10 protein-coding genes and 2 pseudogenes are annotated in these 12,807 nt (G+C 72.0%); 9 read left to right on the forward strand and 3 right to left on the reverse strand.

From position 1 onward, the window contains the following. Nucleotides 1–5: 5 nt before the first annotated feature. The 7 genes from ACIRS4_RS03725 to ACIRS4_RS03755 are packed head-to-tail and all read left to right on the forward strand — an operon-like array spanning nt 6 to nt 8,186. Nucleotides 6–1,289, forward strand: a complete 1,284-nt coding sequence (locus ACIRS4_RS03725; protein ID WP_404189398.1) for a hypothetical protein — start codon at nt 6–8, stop codon at nt 1,287–1,289. A gap of 5 nt (nt 1,290–1,294) precedes the next feature. Beyond that, complete coding sequence (locus tag ACIRS4_RS03730; protein WP_404189400.1) at nt 1,295–2,659, forward strand: MATE family efflux transporter; 1,365 nt, start codon at nt 1,295–1,297, stop codon at nt 2,657–2,659. Next, entirely contained in the window at nt 2,649–3,848 is a 1,200-nt protein-coding gene (locus ACIRS4_RS03735) for a PQQ-binding-like beta-propeller repeat protein (protein WP_404189404.1), read from the forward strand. The genes ACIRS4_RS03730 and ACIRS4_RS03735 overlap by 11 nt, the downstream gene beginning before the upstream one ends. Nucleotides 3,849–3,852: 4 nt before the next feature. Continuing rightward, the gene (locus tag ACIRS4_RS03740) at nt 3,853–5,688 is read left to right on the forward strand and encodes a M3 family metallopeptidase (protein ID WP_404189407.1); all 1,836 of its coding nucleotides are present in this window, start codon (nt 3,853–3,855) and stop codon (nt 5,686–5,688) included. Then, nucleotides 5,685–6,419 (forward strand): O-methyltransferase, encoded by a 735-nt coding sequence (locus ACIRS4_RS03745; protein ID WP_404189410.1) that lies wholly within the window; start codon nt 5,685–5,687, stop codon nt 6,417–6,419. The genes ACIRS4_RS03740 and ACIRS4_RS03745 overlap by 4 nt, the downstream gene beginning before the upstream one ends. Beyond that, nucleotides 6,332–7,084: an SDR family NAD(P)-dependent oxidoreductase gene (locus tag ACIRS4_RS03750; RefSeq protein WP_404189413.1), complete on the forward strand. Its 753-nt coding sequence runs from the start codon at nt 6,332–6,334 to the stop codon at nt 7,082–7,084. The genes ACIRS4_RS03745 and ACIRS4_RS03750 overlap by 88 nt, the downstream gene beginning before the upstream one ends. A gap of 22 nt (nt 7,085–7,106) precedes the next feature. Further along, nucleotides 7,107–8,186 (forward strand): aldo/keto reductase, encoded by a 1,080-nt coding sequence (locus ACIRS4_RS03755; protein ID WP_404189416.1) that lies wholly within the window; start codon nt 7,107–7,109, stop codon nt 8,184–8,186. A 240-nt stretch (nt 8,187–8,426) separates the two neighbouring features. Here ACIRS4_RS03755 and ACIRS4_RS03760 read toward each other — a convergent pair whose 3' ends face one another. Next, nucleotides 8,427–9,794, reverse strand: a complete 1,368-nt coding sequence (locus tag ACIRS4_RS03760) for a carboxylesterase/lipase family protein (protein WP_404189418.1) — start codon at nt 9,792–9,794, stop codon at nt 8,427–8,429. Between the two features lie 112 nt (nt 9,795–9,906). Then, a pseudogene (locus ACIRS4_RS03765) lies at nt 9,907–10,152 on the reverse strand (hypothetical protein); the annotation flags it as partial. 94 nt (nt 10,153–10,246) lie between these two features. On the opposite strand from ACIRS4_RS03765, the gene ACIRS4_RS03770 reads away from it, so the two are divergent. Further along, nucleotides 10,247–11,164, forward strand: coding sequence for a MerR family transcriptional regulator (locus tag ACIRS4_RS03770; RefSeq protein ID WP_404189420.1), 918 nt, complete (start codon nt 10,247–10,249; stop codon nt 11,162–11,164). 572 nt (nt 11,165–11,736) lie between these two features. Here ACIRS4_RS03770 and ACIRS4_RS03775 read toward each other — a convergent pair. Continuing rightward, a pseudogene (locus ACIRS4_RS03775) lies at nt 11,737–12,104 on the reverse strand (site-specific DNA-methyltransferase); the annotation flags it as partial. Nucleotides 12,105–12,618: 514 nt separating this feature from the next. Between ACIRS4_RS03775 and ACIRS4_RS03780 the strand changes: the two are divergent. After that, a partial coding sequence (locus ACIRS4_RS03780) for an acyl carrier protein (protein ID WP_404189423.1) occupies nt 12,619–12,807 on the forward strand: 189 nt, incomplete at its 3' end.

Raw genomic sequence — 12,807 nt, forward strand, 5'->3', positions numbered from 1 at the left:
CGACGATGAGCGGAGCAGCCCCGGACCCGATCGCGTTCGAGACGGTCGAGATCCAGGCGAACACCTTCCAGGAGACCCTGCTCGGGCTGGAGTACACCACCGGCCCCGGCCGGCCGGCGGACCTGTTCTCCCGGGCCTGCGTGGAGCAGTACGCCGACCTGCGGCTCGACCGCTTCGGCTATCTGCTCGCCCAGGTCTTCGAACCCAACGTCCTGCACGAGGCCGCCCTCCTCGCCGGCCTGTCCTACGACTCCCTCGCCGACCTGAGCCACCGGCCGACGGAACCGGTCGAACGGCTGGCCGCACTGGTCCGCGACGCGGTCGACCTCCCGGTGACCGCCCTGGTCAACACGGCGGCCGCGCTGATCAGCGTCTCCCGCTTCGACCCCGCCGAACGCCTGCTCGCCGACGCCTACAGCAGGGCCGCCACCCCCCGCGAGCGGTTCGAGGCCGCCATGCTCGCCTTCGTCGTCACCAACCGGCGCGACGACGGCGCTGATTCGCCCCGCCAGTTCGACCGCATGCGCGAGGCCGCCGAGACCGGCGAGGTGCCCGAGGACCGCGTTCTGGACGCCTGTTCCCAAGCGGTCGTCTGGTACCTCAAGCGCAAGGAACTGCCGGAGGCGGAGTACGACTGGTTCCGCGCCACCGGCGCCCGGCTGGCCGAGACACGCGACCGGCTCGACCCCGGCGCGATCTCCTCCTGGTACCGCGCCCTCGCCATGGTCCCGGCCGCCGTCGGCGAGGCGGAGACCACCCGCCGCTACATGGAGTACGCGCGCGAAGCCGCCGAGGACACCATGGCGCGCCGCCCCCGCGCCTACGAGACGCACTTCATGAAGACCTACCACGAGTCCTCGCTCAAGGAGCACATGTACCTCACGCGCGACCTCGACCGGGCCGAGGAGGCGGGGCGGGCCCTGATCGCCCTCGACCCGGCCTGGGCCCCCAGCTACGGCGAACTCGCCGAGGCCTACGCAGCCTTCGGCCGGCCCGAGCAGGCCGCCGCGCTGTACGAGCAGGCGGTCGCGGCCGGTCCGCCGTACGTCGGTTACCACATGCTGCGCGCGGCGCGCTGCCATCAGAAGGCCGGTGCCGACGACCGTGCCCTCGCCCTCCACCGAGACCTGGCCCGCCTCGCCCCCGACGACGAGCAGGTGCTGCGCGCCGGCCTCGACCTGGCCGACGGCCTGGGCGACGACACCTCCCGGTACCGGTTCCAGACCGCGCTGGAACGGCTCGGCCATGCCGGCACCCGCGGGGCCGGCCCACGGGCGGAGGACCGGTAGCCGTCATGGAGCACACCCGGTTCACCGTGCGGAACTACACCGGCTACACCGCGGTGGTCTTCGGCCTGAGCGTGGTCTCGGTGGGGTTCGGCGCCCTCGACCTCATCATGGTCGCGCCGAAGGGCCTGGACCAGGTGGCGGCCGTCGGTCAGGCCGATGTGCTCATCTCGGCCATCTACGCCGTCTTCATCGGCGTCGTCGACGTCTTCAGCAGCCGGCTCGCCATGGCCGAGGGCGAGCAGCGGACCAGCCACCGCCTGCCGGTGCTCGGCAGCGCCCTGCTGCTGTTGCTGATCCCCTGCCAGCTCCTGGGCATCGCCCTCGGCCTGGGCATCGAGCCGCTGCTTCGGGCCACCGGGCAGAAGGCCGAGCTGATCCCGCTGGTCGGCGACTACGTCCAGATCCGCACCTGCGGCATCGCCCTGGTCCTCGGCTACATCGTCATCAGCGAGTCCCTCAAGATCTGCGGCCTGAAGAACCTGTCGGCCGTCAACCTGGTCTTCGGCCTCGCGGTGAACGCCCTGTTCAACTGGGTCTTCCTGGATACCGGCGCCGCCGACCTGTTCGCCTCCCCGGCCCAGGCCGTCGCCGCCTCGACGCTGGTCGCCCAGGCGGTCATGACCACCATCGGCGGCATTGTCCTGGTCCGCCGGCTGCGCACCCGCCCGGACCGCTTCGTACGCCCCGAACGCCACGAGGTCCTCACCGAGTTCCGCTCGATGGCCCGCACCGCACCCGGCATCGGACTGCGCCACTTCAACGACTACATGGGTACGACCATCCCGCTGCTGTTCATCGGCACGCTCGGCGTGGTCCAGCTCGCCGCCGCCACCGTGGCCACCAAGATCTACACCCTGTTCTGCCGGGTCCCGCAGGCATGTTTCGCCGGGTCCTTCGTCTTCTACGGCTACGCCCTGGGCCGGGGCCCGGACGACCTCGCCCGCACGGTACGCAAGATGCGCCTGTACGCCGCCGTACCCACCGCGGCGGCGACCGCCGTCACCGCGCTGGCCGCGCCCTGGCTGGTCGACGCCTTCGCCAGTCCCGGCCTCGACCGGGACCTCGCACGCAACCTGCTGCTCGCCTATCTCCTGTACGTCCCCGCCTACTTCTTCGAGCAGGTCTTCGGCGAGATGCTCACGGTCCACCAGCGCGGCGGACTGCTGTTCGTCTCCTCGACCGCGGTGACGTACCTGCTGACCATCCCCCTTGCCTGGTACGCGGTCTTCGCCCTGGACTCCACCTTCCTCGCCGTCGCCTGCAAGGGCATTCCCACCGCGGTCCTCGCGTTCGTGTTCTGGCGCGCACTGCGCCGCACCGGCCGGCCCGGTGCGGACCGAGCGGAAAGCGAGATGAGCCTTGCCCAATAGCCTCCCGGCCGACTCCCCCGGCCTGCCCGCCTTCCGCCACGACCCGGTGAAGTCGGTGCTGCCCGGCCGCGCCGACGGCGCCTTCCACTGGGACCGCGAGCCCGCCGTCTGCGGATACCGGCGGCTCACCCACGACAGCGCCCACCTCGGGCAGACCGTCCCCGTCCCGGTCAGCTCCACCCCCGCCGTCGTCGCCGGCGTCGGTGTCGTGGTCGCCAGTGACGACGGGCGGCTGCGGTTCTTCGACCCCGGCCTCGGCAAGGTCTACTGGGAACGCCGCCTGGACCGCTCGGTGTACGCCTCCCTGGTCGTCGACCAAGCGCGCCGGCATGTCATCGTCGCGACGACCAGCGGGCTGATCACCTGCTTCGACCTACGCGGCACCCTGGTGTGGTCGCGCAAGGCCGAGTACCCCGTCTTCGCCACGCCCACGGTGCTGCCGGGCGCCGACCTGCTCGTGGTGGCGGCCTTCCACAGCCGCTGCCTGGGCCTGGCGCTCGGCACCGGCGAGCTCGTGTACGACCGCCCGTTGCCCCGCCCCTGGTCGGCGGCGCAGGGCGGTGTCGCCGCCTACCGCGACCCCTACGCCAGCCCGGTCCCCTCGGTGGACGACACCGCCGTGCTGTGCTGCGGCGAACACGTCGTCGCCCTCGCCGCGGACGGCACCGAGGTGTGGCGGCAGGAGATCGGCCACCCCGTCAAGGCGTCGCCCGCGCTGCTGCCCGACACCGGCCGGCTGGCCGTGTGCCCGGTCGACGGGCGCTGCGTCCTCCTCGACGCCAAGACCGGCCGCCTGGAGGCGGAGGTCCGCCTCGGGGCCAAGGTCACCGGCAGTCCGGCGGTCTCCGGGGACGTCCTGGCCGTCGGCACGCAGCTCGGCACGGTCACCGGCCTGACCTCCTCGGGCGAGGTGCGGTGGACCTCACCGCAGGGCGCGCCCCGCTCGTACACCTCGTTCACGGTGCTGCCCGACGGGAACTTCGTGGCCACGGCCGAACGCGGCAACATCGTGTGCCTCGGGCGCGAGGACGGCCGGTTCCTGTGGGAGAGCAGCCAGGTGCTCGGCCTGCCCGACCACGAACCGGCCCTGGACATCACCCCGGTCGCGGCGGCCTCGGGCAGCATGTACGCCGCGTCGTACGGGGGCGACCTCTACCAGTTCCTGTTCCAGCCGTGCGACGAGGAGTGACCTCATGCCCCTAGACCCCGTTCTGGCGCCGGACCGGGAGAGCCTCACCGCCATGGAGGAGGGCCTGGAGGCGATGATGAGCCGGCTCCGGGAGATCGTGGCCGAGCCGCGGCTGACCCAGGAGACCCTTGTCGAGATCACCTCGATCTACAACAACGTCGCCTACATCTTCCTCTACCTGGAGGCCAACGACGAGTTCGTCGACTTCGAGCGCCTGCTGCCCTGGCGCGACGCCTTCCACAAGGACCCGGAGCTGGACCGGCAGATCCTGGAGAAGCTGCTGCGGCTGCGCTGCCCGGACCCGGAGGCGGAGGAGTCCCGGCTCGCCTACGTCGCCCAGCTGAGCGCCAAGCAGGAGCCCGCGGACGTCGCCGCCGAGCAGGAACTAGAGGCCCTGATCACCGAGGCCAAGGGCGTCCTGGACGACGTCCGGCGGGGCCAGGCCCGGCTGCTGGAGCGGCTGGGCACGCCCGCCGGTTCGGGCACTCCGTCGGCCGTGTTCTACAAGCTCTCCAGCCAGGTCGGCAGCTCCGCCACCCGCGGCAAGCTCGCCCGGGCCTGGCAGGGCGCCCGCGACGCGCACCTGCCGCGGCTGCTCGGCCTGGTCGACGGGATGATCGAGGCGCGGCGGCGGCAGAGCGCCGCGCAGGGCCATCCCAGCGTGCTGGCGCGGACGTTCACCAAGTGCGCCGTCGAGGAGGCCGACGTGGCCGCCTTCCTGGAGCGTCACCTCGCACGGGCACTGACCGCGCACACCGAACTGGAGGCGGAGATTCGGAAGTTGTGCCCCGACGCCGGCGACGAGCCGTTCGCCCACTTCGCGCACAGCGTCCGTACGGCGGCCGGCGGGGCCAAGCCGCCGATGTTCGACCTCGACGACTGCCTGGACTACATCTTCACCGTCGCCCGGCACGTCTTCGGCCTCACTCTGACCCGGCAGGCCACCGGCGCCGCGCAGGTCCTCACCGTCGCCGTCCGCTCCGAGCACGGCGAGGTCGGCCACATCAACTTCGACCTGTGGGACACCGGGAACAAGACGATCGGGGCCAACCACACCAAGGGCATCCGCAACCGCACCGACTGGAGCGGTGTGGTGCAGCGGCCGGTCGCCTACGTCTCCTGCCGGTTCCGACCGGGGGCCGACGGCGCGGGATGGATCACCTTCCAGAACATGCACAGCCTGTTCCACGAGTTCGGGCACGCCGTGAACCACCTGCTGATCCGCAAGCGGATCTCCAACCGGTCCGGCCTGGAGTACCTGCCCCTGGAACGGCTGGAGCACCTCAGCATGTGGTGCGAGAAGTGGGCGTACCACCCGGACCTGGCCCGCTATCTCTCCCTCACCCCGGCCGCGGAGGAGGGACTGGCCCTGTGCCGGCGCATCAAGATGATCGAGTACCGGCGCACCTACCTGGAGCGAGCGGTGCTGGCCCTGCTGGACTTCGACGTCCACCGACGCGCCGACGGCGGCCTCGAGGAGTCCTTCCGGCGCCTGGACGAGCGGTTCGGCATCGGCCGCCACTGCACCCTGGGCGACTTCCCCGGTTACTTCACCTGGCCCATGTTCACCGCCAACCCCGGCGCCAACTTCGCCTATCTCTTCGGGGCCGCGGACAGCGCCCAGAAGTTCGCCCCCTTCCACCGCACCCCCCTCGCCGCCGTGACGCCCGACCAGGCACCCGAACTGTTCCTGCCGTGCTTCGACTTCGACGCACCCACCACCCGCCCGGACAGCGAGGCCCTGTTCGCCTTCTACGACATCGCCCGCCTCCACGACGGCACCGCGCCCTGGGCGCCGGCCGCGGCCCGCGGCGCCCAGCACCCGGGAGCAGACGCGTGACGACGATCCCGCACGGCTACATCCGCGCCGTCCTCGGCCCCCGCGAGGAGGTGCTCGACGGCATCCTGCGGCGCTCCCTGCTCGACGACCGACTGCCGACCATCCAGGTCGACGACAACGCGGGCCGCGTCCTGCAACTCCTCACCCTGCTGCGCCGGCCCCGGCACGTGCTGGAGATCGGGACGCTGTTCGGCTACTCCACCGTCCACCTGGCCCGCGGCCTGCCCGAGGACGGCCGGGTGACCACCCTGGAGATCGACCCGCGGGCCGCCGAGGCCGCCCGCCGCAACCTGCGCACGGCCGGGGTCGAGGACCGGGTGGACATCGTCGTCGGCGACGCCTGCGCCTACCTGGAGACCGTCCCGCCGGAGAGCGTCGGCCTGGTCTTCATCGACGCCGACAAGAAGTCGTACCCCGACTACCTCCGGCTGTGCTACCCGCTGCTGGAACCCGGCGGCGTGCTGATCGCCGACGACGCCTTCGCCCAGGGCGACTTCACCGCCGAGCGCACCGAGGGGTCCGAGGAGGACCGGGAGGCGAAGGCCATCCACCGCTACAACCGCGCGGTCGGGCGCAGTGCCCGGCTGTTCTCCGCATTCGTCGGGACCCGGAGTGGTCTCCTGGTGAGCGTCAAGGAAGAGACATGGCCCAGCACGCCCTCGTCACCGGAAGCAGCCACGGACTCGGCGCCCACCTGGCCGCCCGGCTCGCCGCCGACGGCTGGAAGGTGACCGGTGTCGGACGCCGCCCCGCGTCCGAGACTCCTGGCACGCCCGGCGTCGACCACCTTCAGGCCGATCTGTCCCGCCTCGAGACCCTGGAGCGGATCACGGACCGGCTCGGCGAGGCACCCGACCTGATCGTCCACAACGCCGTCAGCTATCCGGCCCGCCCTGCCCACGAGCTGTCCCTGGCCGAGCTGGAGGACGTCTTCCGGGTCAACGCCCTCGCCCCCTACCGGCTGACCCTGGACCTGCTGGCCGCCACCCCCGACACCCGTTTCACCTCGGTCGTCGTCATCAATTCGGAGTCCATGTTCCACGCCGACCGAGACTCCGGCGCGTACGCGGCGAGCAAGGCGGCGCTGCGTGTGCTGACCGGCTCCCTCGCCGACGCCTGCCGCTCCCGCAACGCGGCCGTCGCCACCCTGCTGCTGGGCCCGCTGGCCGACCCGGACAAGGTGGCGCAGCTCCAGCGGGTCGCCGCCCGCCGCGGCGTCGACGAGGCCGAGATCACCCGGGTGTTCCTGCGCAAGTCCAACCCGGACCTGGTCATCGAGGAGCTGATCGACTTCGACGCCTGCTACCGCAGCGTCCAGTACCTGGCGGGCCTTGGGCGAGCGGCCAACGGCATGCTGTGCCGGCTCGACGGCGGCTCCGCCGGCTCGCTGATCTGAGCCGGGGGGCGAGGAGCGCCGTATGACCGAGGTGACGTACCGTCTGCTGGGCCGTACCGGGCTGAAGGTGTCGAACATCGCCCTCGGCGTGGCCACCTTCGGCTCGCAGTGGGGGGCGCGCTGGACCATGTCTGCCGCCGAGGCCGACGCTCTGCTCGGCGTCGCCCTCGACCACGGCATCAACTTCTTCGACACCGCGAACGTCTACAACCGCGGTGAGAGCGAGACCTGGCTCGGCCGGGCGCTGCGCAACCGGTCCGCGCGGGACCAGGTGGTGATCGCCACCAAGTGCGGGTACCGCACGGATCTGCGGGACGTGAACTCCGGCGGGTGCAGCCGCCGCAACGTCGTCGCGTCCGTCGAACGGTCGCTGCGCCGCCTCGGCACCGACCACGTCGACCTGCTCTACCTGCACCTGTGGGACGGCGTCACCCCGGTCGAGGAGAGTCTGGCCGCGGCGGCGGACTTGGTCTCCGCCGGGAAGATCCGCTACGTCGGGCTGAGCAATGTGCCGGGCTGGTACGCCGGTCAGGCCGAGGCCGTCGCCCGGTGGCGTGGCTGGCCCGTCCCGGCGGCGGTCCAGCTCAACTACAACGCGCTGGAGCGGACGATCGAGCACGAGTTCTTCCCGTTCACCGCGGCCACCGGCGTCGGCCTGGTCGCCTGGGGGCCGCTCGCCAACGGCCTGCTGACCGGCCGCTACCGCGTCGACCTGGAGGAGCGGCGGATCACCGGCGACGGGCGGGTGACGCAGACCTTCACCACCGGCGACGTCGACCCGTTCCGCCCGGTGGTGTCCCGCGTCATCGCGTGCCTGGCCGACCTGGCCGCGCGGACGGGGCGTACGCCCGGACAGCTGGCCCTGGCCTGGATCCTGAGCAAGCCGGAGATCACCAGCGTGGCCGTGGGCGTCTCCTGCGGCGACCAGCTCCTGGAGAACCTGGCCGCGCTGGAGGTCTCGCTGCCGCCGGAGGACCTCGCCCGGATCGACGAGGCGAGCGCACAGCCGACCCCGTACCCGTACACCTTCCTCGCCGACGACATCCAGGCGCTGGTCCATGGCCCCGAGCAGCTGAGGGCGGCGCGGCCCACGACTCTGTAGCGAAGGGAAGCCGGTACGACGTCAGACGTCCCGTTCGAGCAGCCGTTCCTTCGACTTCGACCTGTTCTTCTCCGCCTGATGTGAGCGCCGCTCTCGCCCATCCCTCGGTTGACGGACGCACAGTCGCGGCACCGCTCGTGGAAGGCCCCAGTTTCCTGCAAGTCATCTGATCGACCGATCCGGCCCCCGCGCCCGGAAGAGACGGCCCGGGTCTGATCCGGACCGCCCTCTCGGCCCGGATCAGCCGGTCGTGCCGACGGCGTCCCAGAACGGGCAGTGATGCGCGGTGTCCGCGTCGACGGGACGGACTCCGCCCGGCCCGGCCGCCAGCGACTGCACCGGCTGGTCCCGGGGCCCCGCCGAGCGCAGCACGGGCCAGAACGGGGCGTCGGGGCCGTTCGGGCTGCCGGTGCGCGCGAAATCCGTCCAGTAGTCCATCATCCGGTCGGACAAGGCGCGCTGGGGCGCGGTCAGGGGCCGCTCGGTCGCCACGGAGGAGAACAGGAACGGCAGCTCGAAGCCGTGCGCCGCGCCGTAGGGGAAGTCCAGGTTCCGCGGCAGGCCGGCCGGTACCGGTGGTTCCGGCTCGCCGAACTCGTAGCCGTACAGGGGGAGGTCCGGCGCGTGGGCGGCGATGGTCCGGCCGGTGGCCAGCGTGGTGCACGTCAGGGACCGGTCCGTGAGCGCCGCAGCCCAGGCCAGTGCGGGCGTGGGGTGGCCCGCCGCCGGATAGCGCGCCTCGACGGCCGGGGCCGCGCTCCCGAAGGCGTCCGTCAGACGGGCGCGGTACTCGTCCCGCGTGCGGATCGGGAAGGCGGCGAGGGACAGGCCGACGAACAGGCGCATCTCGTCGCGGTTGGTGCCCTGGATCAGCGGGACCCGGTGGAAGCGTCCCGCCTCCAGCGCCTTCCGCGGCGCCATGGGCAGCAGCCGGTTGCCGTACGCGGGCCGGTTGAAGGACTGCATCTGCTCGGCGGTGGCGAGGCGCTCCGTGCTCTGCCCGCGCAGGCAGGCCACGACCTCCTCGTCACGCTCCGCCGTGCAGCCCAGCCGGCGGGCCGCCAGGGCACCGGCCGTCTGCACGTCGTGCTGCGCGGCGAAGGGCTCGTACGCCGGTGAAGCGGGACCGAGTGCGCCGCGGGGGAAGGACATGGCGCAGGAACCGCTCTGGAGCACGGCCCGCTGGAAGAGCCCGGCGGCCGTCGGCGAGGTGAGGTGCGCGCAGGTGCCGAGGGCGCCCGCGGACTCGCCGACCAGCGTGACCCTGTCCGGGTCTCCGCCGAAGTGCTCGGCGTTGGCACGTACCCAGCGCAGCGCGGCCTGCTGGTCCGCCAGGCCGAACGGCGGGGCGGAGCCCAGGCCGGGGTGGCCGAAGTAGCCGAAGATCCCCAGCCGGTAGTTGACGGTGACGACGACGGCCTCGCCCCGGACCGCGAGCCCCCCGGCGTCGTAGTCGCTGCCGGAACCGCCCAGGAAGGCACCGCCGTGCAACCACACCAGCACGGGCCGCCCGGCCGCCGGCCGAGCGGGGGTCGGCATCGTCACGTTGAGGTAGAGACAGTCCTCCGACCCGGACACCACGCCCGTGGCCGCGCCCGGCGCCGGCATCTGCACGCAGTGCGGAGCCGGCGTCCTCGCGTCCCGTACGCCGTGCCAGACGGCGGCGGGCGCGGGGGGGCCGCCAGCGCAGCCGGCCGACGGGCGCAGCGGCGTAGGGCACGCCGTCGAAGGTGGCGTACGAGCCGTGTGCCGCGCCGCGGACCGGCCCGTGGTCGGTCCGTACGACGGGACCGCCGGGGTCGGTCGCCGGCGGGGCGGCGGCCGGGGCGGCCGTCGTGGCGAGGAGACTCGCGAGGGCGCAGAGCAGGGCGAGGAGCGCCGCGCGCAGTCCGCCTCCGCGGCGACGGCTCCCTGGTGCCGTGGTCGGGTGCATACGTGTCCCTTCTCGGTCGCAGCGGGGCGACATGCGCCGCACGAGCCCCTTGCGGCGGCCGACGGGCGACCGGTCGGCCCGGAGCTCTTACGCTAGGACCTCCCGTGCACTGGAGGTTCAAGGGGCTGTGACGCAGACCACGTGGAGCATCGGCGAACTCGCTGAGGGGACGGGGGTTGCCGTGAAGACTCTGCGCTACTACTCCGACATCGGTCTGCTGCCCGTCGCCGCCCGCAGCGCGGGCGGGCACCGGCGCTACGGTCCGGAGGCGTGGGAGCGGATCCGGCTCATACGCCGGCTGCGGGCGCTGGACACCCCGATCGCCACCGTCGCACGGGTGGTGACGGGCGAGTGCTCGCTGCACGAGCTGGTGGAAACCGAACTGGAGGCGGTGCAGGAACGACTCGTCGAGCTGCGCTGGCGGCAGGCCACACTGCGGGCCCTGGACGACTGCCCTGCCGGGGAGCGGCTGCACCGCTTGGAGGTCCTCTCCCGGGTGCAGCGGCTGCCGCAGGCCCACCGGTCCCTCACCGACCACTGGTTCCGCGAACTGTCCGGGACCATGCCCCGCCACCGCCTGGAGAGCATGGTGGCCATGCTCTCCCCGGAGCCGCCGCACGACCCCGGTCCGGACAGCGCGCTGGCCTACGCCGAACTCCACGTGCTCGTCTCGACACCCGCCTTCACCCGCTGGACGCAGGACCACGAGCAGGAGATGCGCGACGCCCCGGCGTTCTACGCGGAGCTGGACGACGCCGCCGCTCTGACGGCCGCCGCGCTGTCGAAGGGACAGCCGCCCCACGCCGGGGCGGCGGTCGACGCGTTCGTCTCCGCGCACGCACGGGCGCGCAGGGAGCTCGACACGCCCGCCTTCCGCTCGTTCCTGCACGGGCTGGTGTCGCGCTCCTCGGGGTTCGATCCCCGCCTGGAACGCTACTGGGCCCTCGTCGGCACGGTGACCGGCGGACGGGGGCTGAACATGACCGTCGCGCACCGGTGGCTGACCGAAGGGCTGGCGAAGTCGCTGGCCGGTCCGGCCCGGTAGCAGGCCGCCTGCCCCCGCGGTCCCCGCCGGCCCGGGCCGCGTGCCGTGTGACGGTGTGCGTGGGCCGAGGGTGGCGATACGGCGCCGACCATGCGGTCCCAGAACGTCTCGCGGTCCAGGGTGACGGCCACCCGTGCGTTCGCCGGCCGGCCGACGTAGCGGTGCGGGTCCACGACGGTGGCACCGCGCCGCCCTGCGCGACTTCTCCCTGCTGTAAGAGCTCCGAACAAAAGTGGAGCCCGGCGACCCACCGGCCAGAGCCTGGCGGCCCTGCTTGTCCGCGTGGGCTTCCGCCTTGCGCTGAGCATCACCTGAGGTCCGTGCCGCCCCGGAACATCCCCGGCGTCACGCCCGTCCGCAGCCGGAAGAACTTGGTGAAGTCGCTGGCGTCGACGAAGCCGAGGCGGTCCGCGACCTCTTTCGCCGTCGCGCAAGGAACGACAACCGCACCTGGCGACAGGATTGTCCGAGGGCGGGCTGCTGAGCCTGCTGCTCGGCGACTCCTCACCCGGCTCCCCGAACACCGTTTCGTCTCGGCGGGGCCGAGAGCGGGACACGGGGAGGCGATGAAGTGGCCCACCCTTGCGGGGCCGGCTGGCGGGCTTGATCCACGGGATCGTGCCGCTCCAGGTCCACCCTGCCATCTGCAGCGCGTCGGAGGTGGTCTGCTCCTGGCGCCAGTCGGAGAAGACGACGGCGACCGCGTGCTCGGTCAGCCAGGAGCGGTAGGAGCGCTGGTCGCGGTTCTCGCCGGGGAAGTCGGCGAGGTCGTTGGCTGAGTCGCTGGTGACGTACTTGGCTCGCGCGGTGCGGCGAGTGCGGTCCGAACTGGTCCGTCCGCCGGAGTTGTACGGCGGGTCGGTGATCACGGCGTTGACGCTCTCGTCCGGGAGGGGCTCAGCACGATCAGGGCGTCCCCCCGGTGCAGCGTGCAGCTCATGGGAAGGGCCCATGCCTGAGCATCAGCCAACTCACCCGGGCCAGGGCGCTGTTCGAACCCCGCCGACCGCGCGAGCGGGGCAGGCGGTGAAAAAGTCGGAGCACACGATCCAGCCCGCCGACTGCCAACTCCGCGCCCGGTCCCGCCTCTCCTCCTCGGCGGGCGTCAGCTCGCCCCCATTGCACGTACCGCGCACAGTCGTACCCTGGAAAAAGACCATGGTTCTCTGTTCTGGCGACCACTGTTCACAGCTGTTCACAGCGGCGGTTGCTGATGGGGAAGGAACTTCATCGGCCAGCCCCTCGGCGCTGCGGTCGAGGGAAGCGTTGCCGCGTAAGGATGTTGTCGATCCAAGTCGGCCGGATCAGCCGTTGAGCAAGGCCAGACACAACCGCCATGGTCAAGGTGGGCGATCACTTAGCTGTGTTCCCCAGCTCCCATAGCAGTCCAGCGCGCCGCATCGACCGCTCTGATTTTGCAAGGGACCCAACTGATGGGGAACTCTTACGACGTCGTGACCACTGATCCGGGGGACTCTCTGGCCACTCTCGCCGAATGCGAGCAACGTTTCGCGGGAGTGCTGGCCGACATCGTGGGCACCGATCACGTGTCAGTCGACAGTCACTTCTTCGACGATCTCGGCGCCGACTCGATGCTGATGGCCCGATTCTGCGCCCGGGTACGCAAGCAAACCGACCTGCCA

Source organism: Streptomyces sp. NPDC101166 (assembly GCF_044768125.1).
Lineage (GTDB): Bacteria > Actinomycetota > Actinomycetes > Streptomycetales > Streptomycetaceae > Streptomyces.

What these genes read in the sequence shown, in the direction of transcription:
- ACIRS4_RS03755 (WP_404189416.1), top strand. Translation starts at nt 7,107, where the DNA reads ATGACCGAGGTGACGTACCGTCTGCTGGGCCGTACCGGGCTGAAGGTG.
- ACIRS4_RS03730 (WP_404189400.1), top strand. Translation starts at nt 1,295, where the DNA reads ATGGAGCACACCCGGTTCACCGTGCGGAACTACACCGGCTACACCGCG.
- ACIRS4_RS03750 (WP_404189413.1), top strand. Translation starts at nt 6,332, where the DNA reads ATGGCCCAGCACGCCCTCGTCACCGGAAGCAGCCACGGACTCGGCGCC.
- ACIRS4_RS03760 (WP_404189418.1), bottom strand. Translation starts at nt 9,794, where the DNA reads ATGCCGGCGCCGGGCGCGGCCACGGGCGTGGTGTCCGGGTCGGAGGAC.
- ACIRS4_RS03740 (WP_404189407.1), top strand. Translation starts at nt 3,853, where the DNA reads ATGCCCCTAGACCCCGTTCTGGCGCCGGACCGGGAGAGCCTCACCGCC.
- ACIRS4_RS03725 (WP_404189398.1), top strand. Translation starts at nt 6, where the DNA reads ATGAGCGGAGCAGCCCCGGACCCGATCGCGTTCGAGACGGTCGAGATC.